The 18,442-nt window shown below is 70.1% G+C and carries 15 protein-coding genes, 2 tRNA genes and 1 pseudogene; 4 read left to right on the forward strand and 14 right to left on the reverse strand.

What is annotated here, in order from left to right; all coding sequences use genetic code 11:
• The 6 genes and pseudogenes from G6026_RS17775 to G6026_RS05750 all read right to left on the reverse strand — a co-directional run.
• Positions 1-491: pseudogene (locus tag G6026_RS17775) on the reverse strand (ribonuclease E/G); the annotation flags it as partial.
• 331 nt (positions 492-822) lie between these two features.
• A complete protein-coding gene (gene ndk, locus G6026_RS05730; RefSeq protein WP_107756082.1) occupies positions 823-1,233 on the reverse strand; it encodes a nucleoside-diphosphate kinase in 411 nt (136 codons plus the stop codon).
• Positions 1,234-1,263: 30 nt separating this feature from the next.
• Entirely contained in the window at positions 1,264-1,680 is a 417-nt protein-coding gene (locus G6026_RS05735) for a DUF4233 domain-containing protein (RefSeq protein ID WP_107756081.1), read from the reverse strand.
• Positions 1,677-3,269, reverse strand: a complete 1,593-nt coding sequence (locus G6026_RS05740; protein WP_182612477.1) for a folylpolyglutamate synthase/dihydrofolate synthase family protein — start codon at positions 3,267-3,269, stop codon at positions 1,677-1,679. Before G6026_RS05740 ends, G6026_RS05735 begins: the two co-directional genes overlap by 4 nt.
• Positions 3,269-5,977 carry a valine--tRNA ligase gene (locus tag G6026_RS05745; RefSeq protein ID WP_182612479.1) on the reverse strand — a complete coding sequence of 903 codons (2,709 nt, stop codon included), beginning with the start codon at positions 5,975-5,977 and terminating at the stop codon, positions 3,269-3,271. Before G6026_RS05745 ends, G6026_RS05740 begins: the two co-directional genes overlap by 1 nt.
• Positions 5,978-6,041: 64 nt before the next feature.
• Positions 6,042-7,034 (reverse strand): malate dehydrogenase, encoded by a 993-nt coding sequence (locus tag G6026_RS05750; protein WP_182612481.1) that lies wholly within the window; start codon positions 7,032-7,034, stop codon positions 6,042-6,044.
• Between the two features lie 295 nt (positions 7,035-7,329).
• Here G6026_RS05750 and pcaD point away from each other — a divergent pair, with 295 nt between their 5' ends.
• Together pcaD and G6026_RS05760 are read left to right on the forward strand one after the other, a co-directional pair.
• On the forward strand, positions 7,330-8,112 hold the full coding sequence (pcaD, locus tag G6026_RS05755) for a 3-oxoadipate enol-lactonase (RefSeq protein ID WP_182612483.1): 783 nt from the start codon (positions 7,330-7,332) through the stop codon (positions 8,110-8,112).
• Between the two features lie 51 nt (positions 8,113-8,163).
• On the forward strand, positions 8,164-9,375 hold the full coding sequence (locus tag G6026_RS05760; RefSeq protein WP_182612485.1) for an acetyl-CoA C-acetyltransferase: 1,212 nt from the start codon (positions 8,164-8,166) through the stop codon (positions 9,373-9,375).
• Between the two features lie 22 nt (positions 9,376-9,397).
• Here the strand turns inward: G6026_RS05760 and clpX are convergent, their stop codons facing one another.
• From clpX to G6026_RS05785, 5 genes are all read right to left on the reverse strand, one after another.
• Positions 9,398-10,666, reverse strand: coding sequence for an ATP-dependent Clp protease ATP-binding subunit ClpX (gene clpX, locus G6026_RS05765; RefSeq protein WP_107756077.1), 1,269 nt, complete (start codon positions 10,664-10,666; stop codon positions 9,398-9,400).
• A gap of 148 nt (positions 10,667-10,814) precedes the next feature.
• Positions 10,815-11,438: an ATP-dependent Clp protease proteolytic subunit gene (locus tag G6026_RS05770; protein WP_182612487.1), complete on the reverse strand. Its 624-nt coding sequence runs from the start codon at positions 11,436-11,438 to the stop codon at positions 10,815-10,817.
• 71 nt (positions 11,439-11,509) lie between these two features.
• Positions 11,510-12,151, reverse strand: coding sequence for an ATP-dependent Clp protease proteolytic subunit (locus G6026_RS05775; RefSeq protein WP_107756076.1), 642 nt, complete (start codon positions 12,149-12,151; stop codon positions 11,510-11,512).
• Positions 12,152-12,412: 261 nt separating this feature from the next.
• Positions 12,413-13,813: a trigger factor gene (gene tig, locus G6026_RS05780; RefSeq protein ID WP_182612488.1), complete on the reverse strand. Its 1,401-nt coding sequence runs from the start codon at positions 13,811-13,813 to the stop codon at positions 12,413-12,415.
• Positions 13,814-13,863: 50 nt separating this feature from the next.
• Positions 13,864-13,940: transfer RNA gene (locus G6026_RS05785), tRNA-Pro, on the reverse strand.
• 197 nt (positions 13,941-14,137) lie between these two features.
• Between G6026_RS05785 and G6026_RS05790 the strand changes: the two genes are divergently transcribed.
• A tRNA-Gly gene (locus tag G6026_RS05790) sits at positions 14,138-14,211 on the forward strand.
• A gap of 158 nt (positions 14,212-14,369) precedes the next feature.
• On the opposite strand, the gene G6026_RS05795 is transcribed toward G6026_RS05790, so the two are convergent.
• The 3 genes from G6026_RS05795 to G6026_RS05805 are packed head-to-tail and all read right to left on the reverse strand — an operon-like array spanning position 14,370 to position 16,454.
• Positions 14,370-15,302 (reverse strand): DNA-formamidopyrimidine glycosylase family protein, encoded by a 933-nt coding sequence (locus G6026_RS05795; protein ID WP_309230118.1) that lies wholly within the window; start codon positions 15,300-15,302, stop codon positions 14,370-14,372.
• Between the two features lie 6 nt (positions 15,303-15,308).
• Positions 15,309-15,782, reverse strand: a complete 474-nt coding sequence (locus G6026_RS05800; protein ID WP_095718433.1) for a ribose-5-phosphate isomerase — start codon at positions 15,780-15,782, stop codon at positions 15,309-15,311.
• A gap of 45 nt (positions 15,783-15,827) precedes the next feature.
• A complete protein-coding gene (locus tag G6026_RS05805) occupies positions 15,828-16,454 on the reverse strand; it encodes a DsbA family protein (protein WP_182612490.1) in 627 nt (208 codons plus the stop codon).
• Positions 16,455-16,549: 95 nt separating this feature from the next.
• Here G6026_RS05805 and pepN point away from each other — a divergent pair.
• Positions 16,550-18,442 (forward strand): aminopeptidase N (gene pepN / locus G6026_RS05810; RefSeq protein ID WP_182612492.1); only part of this gene is annotated, 1,893 nt, incomplete at its 3' end.

The raw sequence follows: 18,442 nt of genomic DNA on the forward strand, positions 1-18,442 counted from the left end.
GCGGCGGTCTCGTCGGCGGCGGTCTTCTTGGTGGCCCGCCCCGCGGCGTCACCGTCGACTGTCGGGTCCGTCGCCGCGTCGCCCGCAGCGGACGTGCGAGTCTTCCTCGCCGGAGACTTCTCGGCCGGCGCCTTCTTCTCGGCCGACTTTCTGGCCGGCGCCTTCTTCTCGGAGGACTTTCTTGCCGGCGCCTTTCCGGCGCCCGCCTTCTTCGCGGGGGCTGTATCGGCCGGGACCGTCTCAGCGGAGGCGCCCTGGTCGGCGGGAGCCTCCGCGAGTGCCGCCCCGTCGCCGTCCTCACGGCCGGCGAACCAGGTGAGCAACACCTCGCGGGTCACGCCGGACTGGGCGCTCCTGATCTCCACGCCGATCCCGGCCATCGCGGCCAGGAACTCCTTGCTGGTCATACCCACGGCCTTGGCCGCGGCGTGCGCGCGCATCTTCTCCGGGAGCGCGTTGAGATCGTCGATGGTCAGGGTCGAATCCGACACGTGTCTCCTCTGGCCGGACTCCGGGCGCGATCACGTCACCGGAACAACTCCGGTGACCCACGCCGCCGCACGGGGTCGGCATTTCTCTCTGGGCCCCACACAGGTGGGGCTGTGTCTTGTGGTCCGCGATTCCGGTGTGATCCGGCCCGCGGATGGCGGGCGCCCGATCCGGGGCGAACTGGTGGTCCGCTCGCCAAGAATATGGGCTCCGGCCATTGTCCCACACCCGCCGGCGATCCGTTGCCGCGCGGGAGCGGTGGGAAGACAGATGCGCCCGCCGGACACGGGGCCGACGGGCGCATTCAGCGCGGGCGCTGGTGGGGAACCCGGATCAGAGGTCGGGGAACCACAGTCCGATCTCGCGGGCCGCGGACTCCTCGGAATCGGATCCGTGGACGAGGTTGAACTGGGTCTCCAACCCGAAGTCGCCGCGGATGGACCCGGGCGCGGCCTTGTCCACCGGGTCGGTCCCGCCGGCGAGCTGGCGCCAGGCGGCGATCGCGCGGGGGCCCTCGACGACACCGGCCACGACCGGACCGGAGGTGATGAACTCGAGCAGATCGCCGTAGAACGGACGCTCGGAGTGCTCGGCGTAGTGCTCGGCCGCGGTCTCCTGGGGCACGTGGCGCATGTCCATGGCCACGAGCCTGAGGCCCTTGGCCTCGATTCGCGCGAGGATGGTCCCGGTCAGGCCTCGCTGGACGCCGTCGGGCTTGATGAGGAAGAAGGTTCTCTCGGTCACGGCCGCAATGCTACAAGTACCCGGATCCCGTCAGTCGTGTTGGCTGGGGAGGTAACCGGCAGCCATCCTCCGGGACAGGTCCCGCCGAAGATAGAGGATGTACGCCCACACCGCCGCGAACATCAGACCGCATACCCCCATCGACCAGTGGACGGCCCACCCGGCCACCGCCAGTCCGGCGAGAGTGAGGTTCATCGGGATCGCCCAGGGCCGCCGCTGCAGACCACTGGCCACGACCATCGCCACCGCCAGGAGGCTGACGAACCACACCTTCCAGGGTTGGAAGTGCTCTCCGTCGTCAACCCGGGCGATCACCGTGAGCACCAGTCCGATCACGATGGCCTCGAGGATCAGTGTCCCGGCCATGATCCCCCGCAGGCCCTTCCACGGATCCACCGAGGGTTCGTGGGCCGTGGCCCCCGGATCGACGGAACCGGTGTCGGTCACTGTGCGTCCTTTCCGAACAAGCTGCGGGCGGCCCCCGCGGTCAACACCGACCCCGTGACGAGCACGCCGACTCCGGAGACGTCGTCGTCGGCGGTCGGGTCGGGAACCCCCACCAGGTCCAGCGCGGCGCTGATCGCCTCGGGCAGGGTGTCCACCACGTGGACCCGCTGGGCGGTGAACCGGTCCTCGGCGATGCGCGCGAGGTCCTCGAGCGCCATCGCCCGCGGCGATCCGGTCCTCGTGACGACGACCTCGTCGACCACCGGCTCGATGGCCGCGAGGAAGGCGTCGGCGTCCTTGCCGTCGAGCATCGCGACCACGGCGACGAGACGTCGGAAGTCGAACTCGGAGGTGACCGCCTCGGCGAGTGCGCCCCCGCCGTGTCCGTTATGCGCGGCGTCCACCAGCACCGTCGGGCTCGAGCTGAGGCGCTCGAGCCGGCCAGGGTTGTCCACGGCGGCGAATCCGGCGCGGATGAGCTCGGGGTCAAGCGACCTGTCCGGGCCCGCTCCGAAGAACGCCTCGACGGCGGCCAGCGCGGTGGCGGCGTTCTCGGCCTGGTGCTCGCCGAACAGCGGGAGGAACACCTCCGGGTACTCGCCCCCGAGACCGCGCAGGGTGAGCTGCTGTCCGCCCACCGCCAGGCGACGCTCGACCACGTCGAACTCCGAGCCGAGACGCGCCACCACCGCGCCCACCTCGACCGCCCGACGCAGCAGCACCTCCATCGCCTCGGGCTCCTGCCGGCCGATCACCGCCACCGGGTCCCTCGGGAGCAGATCGTCCCCGGCCACGGGCTGGATGATCCCCGCCTTCTCCCCCGCGATGGTCGCCAGGTCGTCGCCGAGGTAGTCGGTGTGGTCCAGGCCGATCGGGGTGACGACGGCGACGGCCGGCCGCACCACGTTGGTGGCGTCCCAGGTCCCGCCCATGCCGGTCTCCACCACGGCCACGTCGACCGGGGCGTCGGCGAAGGCCGCGAAGGCCATCGCGGTGAGCACCTCGAAGTAGCTCATCCGGGGACCGCCGCCGGACTCGGACCGCTGGTCCACCAGTTCCAGATACGGCTGCAGCTCGCGGTAGGTGTCCACGAACAGACGCGCCGGGACGGGCTCGCCGTCCAGGGCGATGCGCTCGGTGACGGTCTGGAGGTGCGGGCTGGTGTTGCGCCCGGTGCGCTGGTGCAGTGCCCGCAGGAGGGCGTCGATCATCCGGGTGACCGAGGTCTTGCCGTTGGTCCCCGCCACGTGGACGACCGGATAGGCGTGCTGCGGATCCCCGAGGACACCGGTGAGCTCCGCGATCCGGTCCAGGCTCGGTTCGAGGCGGGTCTCCGGCCACCGGGTGGCCAGTTCCTCCTCGACCGCCGCGAGCTCGGCGGTGTCGGCCTGCCACTCGGGGCTGCCGACCTCCGGGATCGGGCGCGGCTCCTGGCGGTCCTCGCCGTCCTCGTCACCGGGCAGCGGTCCGCCGAGGGAGACCCCGGAGACCAGGCCCTCCTCGCCGAGCAACTCGGCGACGTCCTCCTCGGTGGGGGTGTCCCAGCCCTCGTCCGGGTCGTGGGGCTCGAGCCACCGATGATCCGCCATCAGGCGGTGCTCCCGGCCGGGAGGCCCTCGAGTCGGGCGGAGATCCGGCTGACCTCGTTTTCGGCGAGATCCCGGCGCGCGCGGATCTTGTCCACCACGTGGTCGGGAGCCTTGCCGAGGAACGCCTCGTTGCCCAGCTTGGCGCCGGTGGTCTCCAGCTCCTTGCGCGCGGCCGCGAGGTCCTTCTCCAGGCGTCGACGCTCGGCGGCCAGGTCGATGGTGCCGGAAGTGTCGATCTCGACCCCCACAGTGGACAGCCCCAGCCGGACCTCCAACGAGGCGGTGGCGGTGAAGTCGTCCCCGGCCGGGGTGATCCGCGCGAGCGAGGCCACCTGGTCGAGCAGGTCGGCGGGCAGATCCGCCCGGTCGACCCCGGTGACGCGCGCGGGCACCCGCTGGCCGGGCTTGAGTCCCTGGTCGGAGCGGAAGCGGCGGATCTCGGTGACGAGGGTCTGGGCGTCGGCCACCCGGCGCACGGACTCCGTGGCCCCCTCTGCCGGGGCCACGTCGGAGGGCCAGTCCGCGACCACCACCGAGTCGCGTCCGGTCAGGGCCGTCCACAGCACCTCGGTGACGAACGGGATGACGGGATGCAGCATCCGCAGCACCACGTCGAGAACGTGTCCCAGCACGAGCCGCGTGTGATCGGCCCGCTCGGACCCGCGCGCCTCGTCGTCGCTGCCGAACTGGACCTTGGCCAGCTCCAGGTACCAGTCGCACAGCTCGTCCCATGCGAAGTGGTACAGGGCCTCGCAGGCCTTGGAGAACTCGTAGCGGTCCAGCGCGTCGTCGACGGAGACCCGCACCTCGCCGAGGCGCTGGAGGATCCAGCGATCAGCGTCGGTGAGCGCGACCTCCGCCGGGAGCTCGCCCACCCTCGCGCCGTTCATCAGCGCGAACCGCGTGGCGTTGAAGAGCTTGGTGGCGAAGTTGCGCGAGGCCTGGGCGGAGTCGTCGCCCACGGACAGGTCGCCACCCGGGTTCGCACCCCGGGCCAGGGTGAAGCGCAGGGCGTCGGCGCCGAAACGGTCGACCCAGTCGAGCGGGTCGATGCCGTTGCCCTTGGACTTGGACATCTTCTGGCCGTGCTCGTCGCGGACGAGCCCGTGGAGGAACACGTCGGTGAACGGAACCGTGCCCGGGGCGGCCCTGTCGCCGGTCAGGGTGCGACCCACGAAGGTGCCGAACATCATCATCCGGGCCACCCAGAAGAACAGGATGTCGTACCCGGTCACCAGCACGGACGTGGGGTAGAACCGCTCGAGGTCCGCGGTCCGGTCGGGCCAGCCCATGGTCGAGAACGGCCACAGTCCGGAGGAGAACCACGTGTCGAGCACGTCCGTGTCCTGCGTGTAGCCGGCTGGCGGCTCCTCGCCCACGCCCACGCAGACCACCTCGCCGCCCGGCCCGTACCAGATGGGGATGCGGTGGCCCCACCACAGCTGGCGGGAGATGCACCAGTCGTGCATGTCGTCGACCCAGTCGAACCAGCGCGGTTCCTGACTCTTCGGGTGGATCACCGTGTCACCGTCTCGCACGGCGTCTCCCGCCATCCGGGCCAGTTCCTCGACCCTGACCCACCACTGCAGGGACAGCCGGGGCTCGATCGGCTCACCGGATCGCTCCGAGTGTCCGACGGAGTGCAGGTACGGGCGCACCTCCTTGACGATCCGGCCCTCGGCGGCGAGGTCCTCGCGGATCACCCTGCGCGCCTCGAACCGGTCCATCCCGTCGTAGCGGGTCCCCGTGTCGGCGATGCGGCCGGCCGCGTCCATGATCGTGGGCATCGCCAGCCCGTGGCGCTGGCCGATCGCGAAGTCGTTGGGGTCGTGCGCGGGCGTGACCTTGACGGCCCCCGTCCCGAACTCGGGATCGACGTGGTCGTCCGCCACGACGCGCAGGGTCCACCCGTCGCGGAACGGGTGCTCGATCTCGGTGCCCACGAGGTGGGCGTACCGCGGGTCCTCCGGGTGCACGGCGATCGCCGTGTCGCCCAGCATCGTCTCGAGCCGGGTCGTGGCCACCACGAGGTGCGGCTGCGAGTCGTCCATCGAGCCGTAGCGGAAGCTCACCAGCTCGCCCTCGACATCCGCGTACTTGACCTCGATGTCCGAGATCGCGGTCTGGAGTGTGGGCGACCAGTTGACCAGCCGCTCGGCGCGGTAGATGAGCCCCCGGTCGTAGAGCTCTTTGAAGATGGTCTGCACCGCGCGGGACAGTCCCTCGTCCAGGGTGAACCGCTCACGCGACCAGTCGACGCCGTCGCCGAGCCGCCGCATCTGCTCGCCGATGGTCCCGCCGGACTCACGCTTCCACTCCCAGACTCGTCCGATGAACGCCTCTCGCCCGATCTCGTGGCGGTCGATCCCCTCGGCGCGGAGCTTGCGGTCCACGAGGGTCTGGGTGGCGATCCCGGCGTGGTCCATGCCCGGAAGCCACAGCACCTCGAAGCCCTGCATGCGCTTGCGGCGCGTGAGCACGTCCATGAGCGTGTGGTCGAGTGCGTGCCCCATGTGCAGGTTTCCGGTGACGTTGGGCGGCGGGAGAACCACCGAGTACGCGGGTTTGTCGCTGGAGGGGTCGGCCTCGAAATAACCGGCCTCGACCCAACGCTGATACAGCTCGGACTCGACCTCGCCGGGGTTCCAGGAGGCGGGGAGCAGATCCGCGCGGTTGTTCTCGGGGCCGGGAGTCGCTGCTGTCGTCACCCGACCATCGTAGGCCGTCCGCACCGGGGTCCCGCACACGCGGGCCGGACCCCGCCCCCCGGGGTCAGTCCGTCAGGTTGAGGGCGTGCACGGCGTCGCGCTCGGAGACCAGTTCGGCCACCGAGGCGTCGATGCGCGCGCGTTGGAAATCGTCGATCTCGAGACCCTCGACCACCTTCCATTCCCCGCCACGGCTGCGGCACGGCAACCCGGTGACCACACCCGGGACCGTGCCGTAGTGCCCCTCGGAGGGCAGCGCCACCGTGGTCCAGCTCTCCCCCGGGGTGCCGTGCACCCAGTCGTGCATCTGATCGACGGCGGCACCCGCGGCCGAGGCGGCCGACGACGAACCCCGCACGGCGATGATCTCGGAACCCCGGTTCGCGACCCGCGGGATGAAGGTGTCGGTCAACCACTCGCGCTCGAGTCCCGCGGTCACGGGTTCACCCGCGCGGGTGAGATAGGAGACGTCCGGGAACTGGGTGGCCGAGTGGTTGCCCCACACCACGACCCCGTCGAGTTCGGCGACGGGGGCGCCCAGGCGGGCGGCGAGCTGACTCAGCGCCCGGTTGTGGTCCAGCCGCATGAGGGCGGTGAAGCGGCCGGCCGGGACGTCCGGGGCGTGCCGGTGAGCGATGTAGGCGTTGGTGTTGGCGGGGTTGCCCACCACCACCACGCGGATGTCGTCGGCGGCCCCGTCGTTGATCGAGCGGCCCTGGTCGCGGAAGATGGCACCGTTGGCGGTCAGCAGGTCTGACCGCTCCATGCCCTTGCCGCGAGGCATCGCTCCGACGAGGAAGGCGGCATTGGCGCCGTCGAAGGCGACGTCCGCGTCGTCGGTGATCTCGATCGAATCGACCAACGGAAGAGCGCAGTCCTCGATCTCCATCGCCACCCCCTCGGCTGCGGCGACCGCGGTCGGGACGTCCAACAACCGCAGCCTGACCGGGGTGTCGGGGCCGAAGACCAGACCGGACGCCACTCGGAAGAGCAGGGAGTAGGCGATCTTTCCGGCGGCACCGGTGACGGTGACGGTGACCGGGGCGGAGGAGCTCATACGCAGGGACCTTCCTCTGGCGACGACGGGGTCGGTCCCCACAGTAGTGAGGAATGTGCCCCCTGTTGACCGCCCGAGCCGTCGTACACCCGATGTTCGCCCCGGGGCCCGCCAGTGGTATGCGATCGGCGGTGTGCAATCGGCGGGGTGTGGTCGATGGCTGAAGCCGACCGGGGGTCGGCCTCGCCCGCCTTTGTGTGACGCGGCAGCTCCCACCCGTCGTACGGTGGACCGTGCGTCCCACACGCCACGCGGGCCCGACCGGTCCCCCGACCCCCAGGAAAGGACACACCCCATGCCCGCCACCCTGTCTTGTCAGGTCAGCGGCCCGCGGCCGGAGAACGCCCCGGCCGTCGTCCTCCTCGGGTCCCTCGGTTCGGACCGGTCGATGTGGGACGCCCAGGTGCGCGACCTGGCCCGGGACCACACCGTGATCGCTGTCGACCACCGTGGCCACGGCGGCTCAGACGTGATCCCGGGGCCGTGCACGATCGCCGACCTCGCCGGCGACGTCCTGGCTCTGCTCGACACCCTCGGCGTGGACCGCTTCCACGTGGTCGGACTCTCCCTGGGAGGAGCCCTGGCCCAGTGGCTCGCTGTCCACGAGCCCACCAGGGTCGGGTCCGCGGCCCTGCTGTGCACGGCCGCGAGGTTCGGTGAGCCCTCGGCATGGGTCGAGCGGGCTGCCGCCGTCCGCGACGGCGGAACCGGTGCCGTCGCCGACGCGGTGGTGGCGAGGTGGATTACCCCCAGTCGCGCCCGACAGGACCCCGCACTGGTGGATTCTGTCCGCGAGATGATCCTGGCGACCAGCGCCGAGGGGTACGGCGCGGCCTGTGACGCGCTGTCGGGCTGGGACGGGCGCGCCGACCTCGGCCGGATCACCTGCCCCACCCTGGTGATCGCCGGGGACGAGGACCCCTCCACACCGCCCGACGTGGTCCGCGAACTCGCCGCCGGGATCCCGGGCGCCGAGTTCCTGACCCTGTCCCCCGCCGCCCACGTTCCCACCGTGGAGATTCCCGACCGCGTGACCGCGGTCCTCCGCTCGCACCTGTCCACGCACGCCACCGCGTGACGGCGGAGGACGGAGAGCTCTCGGCACCGCCGGCCACCATGAGGAGAACCCATGCGCGACATCGTCATCTGCCACCCGCTCCGCACCCCGGTCGGACGTTTCGGCGGGGTCTTCCGTGAGCTGGACGCGAACGCCCTGGCGACCTCGCTGCTCACGACGCTCGTCGAGCGCACCGGCCTGACCGGGGCCGACGTCGACGACGTGATCCTGGGCCAGGGTTCACCGGGCGGCGAGGGCCCCGCCATAGGTCGGATCGCGGCCCTCGACTCCCCGCTCGGCGTCGAGGTGCCCGGGATGCAGCTGGACCGGCGCTGCGGCTCGGGCCTGCAGGCGGTGATCACCGGCGCCCTGCAGGTGGCCTCAGGCGGGGCGGACCTCGTCATCACCGGCGGAGTCGAATCGATGAGCCAGGTGGAGTTCTACGCCACGCCCTCGCCCCGCTGGGGCATCTCCGGCGATGGAGTCTCCCTGGTCGATCGCCTCGGTCGCGCCCGCACCACGGTCGGTGGCCGCTCCCACATCGTCGACGGGGGGATGATCGAGACCGCCGAGAACCTCCGCCGCGAGTACGGCATCAGCCGGGAGGAACAGGACCGGCTGGCCGTGCAGTCCCATCAGCGCGCGGTCGCCGCCCAGATGTCGGGGGTGTTCGCCGAGGAGATCGTTCCCGTCACCGTCCCGCAGCGCAGGGGCGCCGACCTCGTCGTCGACACCGACGAGCACCCCCGCGCCGACACCTCGGTCGAGGCCCTCTCGGGCCTCCGGGCGATCATGAGCCGGACCGACCCCGAGGCCACCGTCACCGCCGGCAACGCCTCAGGACAGAACGACGGCGCCGCGATGTGCATCGTCACCACAGCCGACAGGGCGTCCGCCCTCGGGCTCACCCCGCTCGTCCGTCTCGCCTCGTGGGCCGTTGCGGGTGTGGCGCCGGAGACCATGGGCATCGGCCCCGTTCCCGCCACCGCCAAGGCCCTCCACGCGCTCGGACTCACCCTGACTGACATCGACGTGATCGAGCTCAACGAGGCCTTCGCCGCCCAGGCGCTGTCCGTCATGCGGGAGTGGGACATCGATCCCGCCTCGGAGCACCTCAACCCCCACGGCTCAGGGATCTCGCTCGGCCACCCCGTCGGAGCGACCGGCGCCCGGATGCTCACCACACTCTCCCGCGAGATGGTGCGACGCGATGCCCAGTGGGGGCTGGAGACGATGTGCATCGGCGGCGGTCAGGGGCTGGCCGCCGTCTTCGAACGCGTCTGAGCCTGACCCGACCCGGTGCAGCCTAGGCCGACTTCTCCCGGGGCTCGGACTCGGAGAAGGGGACGATCGTCGGCAGCACGTTGTGCCGCACCGTCTCGCCGGTGACCACCACGCGCGCCACGTCATCCCGTCCGGGGATGTCGTACATGACCGGGAGGAGAACCTCCTCCATGATGGCACGCAGCCCGCGGGCGCCGGTGCCCCGCAGGATCGCCTGGTCGGCCACGGCCTCGAGGGCGTCCTGGGTGAACTCCAGCTCGACGCCGTCCATCTCGAACAGCCGGGCGTACTGCTTGACGAGCGCGTTCTTGGGCTCGCTGAGGATGTTGACCAGCGCCTCGCGGTCCAGGCTCGTCACGGTCGCCACGACCGGGAGGCGACCGATGAACTCGGGAATCAGCCCGTACTTCACCAGGTCCTCCGGCATGACCTCGCTGAAGTTCTCCGTCGTGTCGAGGCTCGTCTTGCTGGCGACCTCGGCCCCGAAGCCCATCCCTTTGCGGCCCACGCGGTCACCGACGATCTTCTCCAGACCCTGGAATGCCCCGGCGACGATGAACAACACGTTGGACGTGTCGATCTGGATGAACTCCTGATGCGGGTGCTTGCGACCACCCTGCGGCGGCACTGACGCCTGCGTGCCCTCGAGGATCTTCAGCAGCGCCTGCTGGACACCCTCGCCGGACACGTCGCGGGTGATCGACGGATTCTCGGCCTTGCGGGCGATCTTGTCGACCTCGTCGATGTAGATGATGCCCATCTCGGCGCGCTTGGTGTCGTAGTCCGCGGCCTGGATGAGTTTGAGGAGGATGTTCTCCACGTCCTCGCCGACGTATCCCGCCTCGGTCAGCGCGGTGGCGTCGGCGATCGCGAACGGGACGTTGAGCATCTTGGCCAGCGTCTGGGCGAGATACGTCTTGCCACACCCGGTCGGCCCCAGCATGAGAATGTTGGACTTGGCCAGTTCCACCGCGTCACCGCGGCCGAGCGAGGCCCCCACGCGGATGCGCTTGTAGTGGTTGTAGACGGCCACCGCGAGGTTGCGCTTGGCCGCGTCCTGCCCCACCACGTACTCGTCGAGGAAGGCGTGGATCTCCGCCGGCTTGGGCAGCTCGTCGAGCGCTGATTCCTGCGAGTCCTCGACCTCGGACTCGATGATCTCGTTGCACAGCTCGATGCACTCGTCGCAGATGTAGACCCCCGGACCGGCGATCAGCTTCTTGACCTGCTTCTGGCTCTTTCCACAGAAAGAACACTTCAACAGGTCGCCGCTCTCGCCCACACGTGCCATGAGTTCTACGTCCTCGCATTCCAGGGGTCCGGATTCACACCCCGTAGTCGACGGTACGCGGGAGGGACGACAATTCCGACCCCTCGCGCGATGAGGTTCATTGGACCTGACGGCGCACCGCAACCCTCCACGGCGCGCCGCCCGGGCGTCAGTTGGTCGACGACAGTTTGCGGTAGTCGAACACGGTGTCGATGATCCCGTAGTCCTTTGCCTCGGCGGCCGTGAGGATCTTGTCCCGGTCGGTGTCCTTTCGGATCTGGTCCGCATCGCGACCGGTGTGCCGCGCCAGGGTGGTCTCCATGAGACGACGCATGCGCTCGATCTCCGCGGCCTGGATCTCCAGGTCCGAGACCTGCCCCTGGATCCCGCCGGTGGCGGGCTGGTGGATGAGGATGCGGGCGTTGGGCAACGCGGCCCGCTTGCCCTTGGTGCCCGCCGCGAGCAGGACCGCGGCGGCCGAAGCCGCCTGCCCCAGGCACACCGTCACGATGTCGGGACGCACGTACTGCATCGTGTCGTAGATCGCCATGAGCGAGGTGAAGGAGCCGCCCGGCGAGTTGATGTACATCGTGATGTCGCGGTCCGGATCCTGGCCCTCGAGGACGAGGAGCTGGGCCATGATGTCGTTCGCCGAGGCGTCGTCGACCTGGGTGCCCAGGAAGATGATCCGCTCTTCGAAGAGCTTGTTGTACGGGTTGGACTCCTTGACGCCGTAGCTCGAGTGCTCGACGAAGGACGGGAGGATGTAGCGCGAGGTCGGCAGTGAGGTCATCGGTGACTCCGTGGTGGTGTGCGGGGCGGGCTGGGCTGCGGGAGCGCTCCCGTGGGCGACGGGGTCGATGATCACGACGGCGAGGTCCCTCCGGTCTGGGAGGCACGGGCGATCACGTGATCGACGAACCCGTACTCCTTGGCCTCCTCCGCGCTGAACCACCGGTCGCGGTCCGAGTCCTCGGTGACCTGCTCGAAGGACTGGCCGGTGTGGAAGGCGATGAGCTCGGCCATCTCGCGCTTGGTGGCGGCGAACTGCTCGGCCTGGATCGCGATGTCGGCGGCCGAGCCGCCGACTCCGGCGGAGGGCTGGTGCATCATGATCTTGGCGTGCGGCAGCGCGTACCGCTTGCCCTTGGTGCCGGCGGTGAGCAGGAACTGCCCCATCGAGGCGGCCAGACCCATGCCGTAGGTCGCCACGTCACACTCGACGAACTGCATCGTGTCGTAGATCGCCATCCCGGCCGTGACCGAACCACCGGGCGAGTTGATGTACATGGCGATGTCGCGGGTGGGATCCTCCGCCGCGAGCAGCAGGATCTGCGCGCAGAGGCGGTTGGAGATGTCGTCGTCCACCTGGGAACCCAGGAAGATGATCCGCTCCTGCAGGAGACGCTCGTACACCGAGTCGCCGAGGGTCAGCCCATGGGATCCGGGCGAGCTGAGGGCGGGCTGCGTCGAACCGGGCTGTGCCGCTGAACCGTTCTGGGCCACGGGGTACCTACCTTCGCTGATCGTCTCACCGCTCCCGCGGTGCCCGACCGACCGGCGGCCGGGTATCCGTTACGTCAAACAGTAACCAACGCCCACGGCCGAACCGTCCCGACGGGGCGGGTGTTCGCTCTCAGCGTCGGCGTCGGCGTCGGCGTCCGCGGCCGCCACCGCGGGTACCGGGTGCACTGCCACCGCGAACGACGGAGCCGGGGACCACCGTGAGGTGGCCCCCGGCTCCGGGGGTGGTGCAGGTGAGGACCGTCAGGCGTCGTCGCCCTTGCCGTCGGTGTCCGCGGCGTCGGTGGACTCGGCGGAGTCGGCGGAGTCGGCGGAGTCCTCCTCGCGAGACCCGAAGAACTCGGTCGTGTCGACCGTGTTGCCCTCGGTGTCCGTGACGTTGGCCTGGACGATGACGTCCGCCAGCGCCTTGGAACGGCGCACGTCGGAGAACAGCGAGCCGAGCTGGCCGGCCTGCTGGATCTGCTGCACGAACTGGTTCGGGTCCATGCCATAGCGCTGGGCCTGGAACATGATGTGCTGCGTGAGCTCCTCCTGCGAGACCTCGGTCGAGGCCTCCTCGGCCACGGCGTCGAGCAGGAGTTGGCTGCGGATGGCGCGCGCGGCGCCCTCGCGGGTCTCCGCCTCGAAGGTCTCGCGGTCCGTGCCCTCGGCGGCCAGCGCCTGGTCGAGGATCGCCGGGTCCCCACCGAACTGGTCGATGAGCTGGTGCATCTGCGCGTGCGCCTCGGACTCGACCAGGGACTCGGGAGTCGGGATGTCGGTGGCCTCGATCAAGGCGTCCAGGACCTTGTCGCGGATCTCGCCCGCGAGGCCGGCCCTGGTCTGCTGCGCCACCTTCTCCGTGAGGTCGGCCTTGAGCTCGTCGAGGGTGTCGAACTCGCTGGCCATCTGGGCGAACTCGTCGTCGGCGTCGGGCAGCTCGCGCTCCTTGACGGACTGGACGGTCACGGTGATGACCGCCTCCTTGCCCGCGTGCTCGCCCGCGACGAGGGACGAGGTGAACTCCTTGGACTCGCCGGCCTTGAGGCCCTCGGCCGCGTCGTCGAGTCCTTCGATGAGCGTGCCGGAGCCGAGCTCGTAGGACAGACCCTCGGTCGAGGCGTCCTCGACCGGCTCACCGTCGACGGTGGCGGCGAGGTCCACCGAGAGGAAGTCACCCTTCTCGGCACCACGCTCGACGCCCTTGAGGGTGCCGAAGCGGGCGCGGAGGTTGTCGAGCTCCGTCTCCACCGCCGCGTCGTCGGCGGCCGGGGCCTCGACGGTGACCGCCAGCTCCGAGTAGGCGGGCAGGGTGATCTCCGGGCGCACGTCCACCTCGGCGGTGAACTCCACGACGTCGCCGTCCTCGAGCTTCGTCACCTCGATCTCCGGCTGGGCCAGGACCTTGAGGTCGTGTTCGTCGACGGCCTGGCCGTAGCGGGTCGGGATCATGTCGTTGATGACCTGCTCCAGCACCGCCGGGCGGCCGATCCGCGCCTCGAGGAGCTTGGCGGGGGCCTTACCCGGTCGGAAGCCGGCGATGTTGACCTGGCCGGCGAGCGACTTGTAAGCCTTGGCGAAGTCCGGCTCGAGCTCCGCGAACGGCACCTCCACCGTGACCTTGACCCGGGTCGGGTTCAGCTGCTCGACAGTGCTCTTCACGGTGATGATCTCCTAGGAAAGTCGTGTGGGATTCGTATTTCGGGCTCCGCTGGTCGGGATGACAGGATTCGAACCTGCGACCCTCCGCTCCCAAAGCGGATGCGCTACCAAGCTGCGCCACATCCCGGTGAGTCGCGCGACCGACCGCCCGCGCCGCACGCGGAGAACCTGCCGGGCCGCCAAACCAACTCGGCCAGTGTACGACAGTGCCGCATCACGGCAGATTCCGCGTTGGCGGGCCGGGAGTTGGGGGTACCGCACCGGTCCGGTAGTGTGATCACCGCGCGAGCGAGCCCCGGGGGAAACTCCAGGTCAGCCGCCGACGCGGGCGTAGCTTAATGGTAAAGCCCCTGCCTTCCAAGCAGGCTACGCGGGTTCGATTCCCGTCGCCCGCTCCACACGACGACTCGCGACGCCCTCCCGGCGCTCCCGAGGATGGCGTCTCGCGGTAGCGCCTGTTCGATCAGATCCCAGCCGCCCCTCGGCATGGCGTCTCGCAGGCACTTCGGTACCCGCGAGACGCCGTCGCGACGTGCGGCTGCGAAATGGTCGCCCGCTAACCGGCTGACCCGCCCGCCCGCGGCTGCGACTCGGCGACGGGTTCAGCGCGGCCGTCCCGGCTGGCAGGTCGGACACCAGAATGCTGGCAGGTCGGACACCAGAAGAGGGTCCGCGCCTCCAACGTCTGCAGGGCGATCTCGTCGCGGCACACCCGGCACTGCCAGCCGTCCCGTTGATAGACGTAGTTGCGCGGTCGGTCGGCACCACGTCGGGGCACGTCCCCGTGGTCGTGCTCCGGGCGGATCGTGTGGATGGCGCCGGTCTCCACCCCCACCTCCATCAACTGCGCCAGGTCGCCCCAGATCGCGCGGAACTCGCCCTCCGTTAGCCGCGAGCCGGCGCGGAACGGGTCGATACCGTGCCGGAACAGCACCTCGGCGCGGTAGACGTTCCCGACTCCGGCCAGGACCTTCTGGTCCATGAGCAGCGCACCTATCGGCCGCGCACTGCGGGAGATGCGCATCCAGGCCGACTCGGGATCGGCGTCGGGATCCAACGGATCGGGGCCCAGACGGCCTCGGACCTCGGCCACGCCCGCCTCGTCGATGACCTCGCACCTTGTGGGCCCGCGGAGGTCCACGCAGTGCACCGGCCCGTCCTCTGCTTGCGACCCCGCGCCGACCGCCTCGTCGCGGACCGAGCCGACCCGCATCCGCACCTGACCGACCGGTGCCGGGGGCTGTTCCCCCTGCGGCACCAGGTGCGTGTCGAAGAACCCGTAGAGCCCGAGGTGGATGTGGACGGCGACGCCGCCCTCGTAGTGGTGGAAGAGGTGCTTGCCGACGGCCGTGGCGCGGTCGAAGTAGCGCCCGTCGACGACGACGTGGTCGGCGAACCGCCCCTGTGGGCTCGAGACGCGGACCGGCCCGCCTGCGAAGTACTCGGTGTGCAGGCGGGCCAGCCGGTGGAGTGTGTGCCCCTCAGGCACTGGAACTCAGGCGCCGGGGACCGGCGGGGCCTCGTGGGTGCGCTCGTACTCGGCGAGGATGTCGATGCGCCTCTGGTGACGCTCGGCCTCCGACCAGCTCTGGTCGAGGAACGCGTCGACGATCGCCAGCGCCTCCTCCTGAGAGTGCATCCGCCCGCCGATACCGATCAACTGCGCGTTGTTGTGCTCGCGGGCCAGGCGGGCGGTCTCGACGCTCCACGCCAGTGCGCAGCGGGCGCCGGGGACCTTGTTGGCCGCGATCTGCTCGCCGTTGCCGGATCCGCCCAGCACGATCCCGAGGCTGCCCGGGTCCGCGACGACCTTGCGAGCCGCGTCGATGCAGAAGGCCGGGTAGTCGTCCTCGGCGTCGTAGGTGTGGGCACCGCAGTCGACCACCTCGTGGCCGGAGGCCGTCAGGTGCTCGGCGATGACGTTCTTGGTCTCGAAGCCGGCGTGGTCCGCTCCCAGGTAGATGCGCATGGCGGCGATTCTGCCACGCTCGGCACCCGCCGCACCCCCGGGCCTTCAGTCGAACCGTGGGGACTCGGTGCGGCTGCGCTTGAGCTCGAAGAAGTAGGGATATCCGGCGAGCAGGGCCGCGCCGTCGAACACCTTGCCCGCCTCCTCGCCGCGCGGGATGCGTGTGAGCACGGGTCCGAAGAAGGCCACGCCGTCCACGTGAACGACCGGGGTGCCGACCTCGTCGCCCACCGGGTCCATGCCGCGGTGGTGCGAGGCGCGCAGCTCGTCGTCGTACTCATCGGTCGCCGCCGCGGCGGCGAGGCCCGCGTCCAGTCCGGCGGCCTCGAGCGCCTCGGTGATCACGGTGGGGTCGTCGATCCCCCGGCCCTGATCGTGGATGCGGGTGCCGAGCTCGGTGTACAACCGGCCCAGGACCTCCTGACCGTGACGCTGCGCGGCGGCGATCGCCACGCGGACCGGGCCCCAGCCGAGCCGCATGTGCTCGAGGTATTCCTCCGGCAGGTCGCGGCCGTCGTTGAGGACGGACAGGCTCATCACGTTCCACGTCAGATCGATGTCGCGGACCTTCTGCACCTCGAGGATCCAGCGGCTGGTGACCCACGCGAAGGGGCACAGGGGGTCGAACCAGAAGTCGACGGAACGGCGGGCGGTGGAATCGGAGGATGTCATGGCCCCATCCTCCTCGTCAGGGTCGCCGACTGCCACCCCGCCCCGGGTGGTAGGACTGGGGCCACCACTCACGCCCAGGAACCGAGGACCTCCCGATGCGCTCGCTCAATCTCACCCGTTCCGACGCCGCCGCCAGGGCGGAGCTGATCGACGTGGATACCTACGAGGTGGACCTGGACCTCACCGACGGCTCCGGCGGGCCGGGAAGCGGGATGTTCCGGTCCCGCACGGTCGTCCGGTTCACCCGTTCTCGGCCCGGGGCGGAGACGTTCATCGACCTGAGGTCGGCGCGGATCCGGTCGGTGACGTTGAACGGGCTGACCCTCGAGAACGGGGAGTACGACGACGAGGTGGGGCTGACGCTGCCCGATCTGCAGGAGACCAACGAGCTCATCGTGGACGCCGATCTGGCGTACACCTCCACCGGCGAGGGCCTGCACCGCATGGTCGATCCCGTGGACGGGGAGGTCTATCTCTACACGCAGTTCCAGACCGCCGACGCCAAACGGGTGTTCGCCTGCTTCGACCAACCCGACCTCAAGGCGCGCTACACGCTGACCGTCACGGCCCCCGCCTCCTGGGTCGTGGTGTCCAACACCCCGGCCACCGAGTCCCCTGGCGGGTCGGGAGCGGTCGTTCACCGATTCGAGCAGACGGAGGTCCTCTCGACCTACCTGGTGGCCCTGATCGCCGGCCCGTACCACGTGGCGGAGGACTCCTACACCGACGAGCACGGGACCATTCCTCTACGCCTGCTGTGCCGGGGGTCGCTCGCCGAGCACCTCGACGCCGACCGGCTGTTCGCCGAGACCAAGGAGGGTTTCGGTTTCTACCACCGCGAGTTCGGCATGCCGTACGCCTTCGGCAAGTACGACCAGATCTTCGTACCCGAGTTCAACGCGGGTGCCATGGAGAACGCCGGTGCGGTGACGTTCCTCGAGGACTACGTCTTCCGCTCCCGCGTCACCGGATACCGCTACGAACGCCGCAACGAGACGATCCTGCACGAGATGGCCCACATGTGGTTCGGCGACCTGGTGACCATGCGGTGGTGGGACGACCTGTGGCTCAACGAGTCGTTCGCGACCTTCGCCTCCGTCCTCGCCCAGGTCGACGCCACGCAGTACACCGACGCCTGGACCACCTTCGCCAACGTCGAGAAGGCGTGGGCGTACCGGCAGGACCAACTGCCCTCCACCCACCCCGTCGCGGCCGACATGACGGACCTGGAGACTGTCGAGGCGAACTTCGACGGGATCACCTACGCCAAGGGCGCATCCGTGCTCAAACAGCTGGTGGCGTATGTGGGGCGCGAGCCGTTCCTGGCGGGCCTACGCGCCTACTTCGCCGAGCACGCCTTCGGCAACGCCGAGTTCGGCGATCTCCTGCGGGCCCTCGAGGCGTCCTCCGGTCGCGACCTGTCCGACTGGGCCGCCCAGTGGTTGCGGACCACCGGCATCAACCCGATCTCCGCGGAGGTGAGCACCGCCGCCGACACCCCGGGGACGATCTCGGAACTGACCGTGGTCCAGGGACCGGCCGCCCCCGGTGACGGGGAACTGCGCACCCACCGCCTCGGCGTGGGTCTCTACAGCCGTGATGAGTCGGGGGCACTGGTCCGGACCACGTTCGCCGAATTGGACGTCGACGCCGAGCGCACGACCGTCCCGGAGATGGCCGGGCTCCCCGTGCCCGACGTGATCCTGCCCAACGACGCGGACCTGACGTACTGCTCGGTGCGGCTCGACGAACGCTCGCTCGACACCGTTCTGGGGTCGATCGAGGACGTGACGGATTCCCTCGCCCGCACCCTGTGTTGGTCCGCGCTGTGGGAGATGACCCGGGACGCCCGGCTTCCGGCTCGCCGGTTCGTCGAGGTGGTCACCCGCGCGGCCCCGCGAGAGCCCCACATCGGGGTGGTCCAGCGCGTGCTCGCCCAAGCTCAGACCGCGCTGGCGAGGTACGCCCACCCGGACTGGGCGGCCGCC

The sequence above is a fragment of the Dietzia sp. DQ11-38-2 genome, assembly GCF_014145055.1.
Lineage (GTDB): Bacteria > Actinomycetota > Actinomycetes > Mycobacteriales > Mycobacteriaceae > Dietzia.

Coding starts and splice junctions, on each gene's coding strand:
- G6026_RS05740 (WP_182612477.1), bottom strand. CDS start 3,269: ATGGCGGATCATCGGTGGCTCGAGCCCCACGACCCGGACGAGGGCTGG.
- clpX (WP_107756077.1), bottom strand. CDS start 10,666: ATGGCACGTGTGGGCGAGAGCGGCGACCTGTTGAAGTGTTCTTTCTGT.
- pcaD (WP_182612483.1), top strand. CDS start 7,330: ATGCCCGCCACCCTGTCTTGTCAGGTCAGCGGCCCGCGGCCGGAGAAC.
- G6026_RS05750 (WP_182612481.1), bottom strand. CDS start 7,034: ATGAGCTCCTCCGCCCCGGTCACCGTCACCGTCACCGGTGCCGCCGGA.
- G6026_RS05805 (WP_182612490.1), bottom strand. CDS start 16,454: ATGACATCCTCCGATTCCACCGCCCGCCGTTCCGTCGACTTCTGGTTC.
- G6026_RS05760 (WP_182612485.1), top strand. CDS start 8,164: ATGCGCGACATCGTCATCTGCCACCCGCTCCGCACCCCGGTCGGACGT.
- G6026_RS05770 (WP_182612487.1), bottom strand. CDS start 11,438: ATGACCTCACTGCCGACCTCGCGCTACATCCTCCCGTCCTTCGTCGAG.
- G6026_RS05800 (WP_095718433.1), bottom strand. CDS start 15,782: ATGCGCATCTACCTGGGAGCGGACCACGCCGGCTTCGAGACCAAGAAC.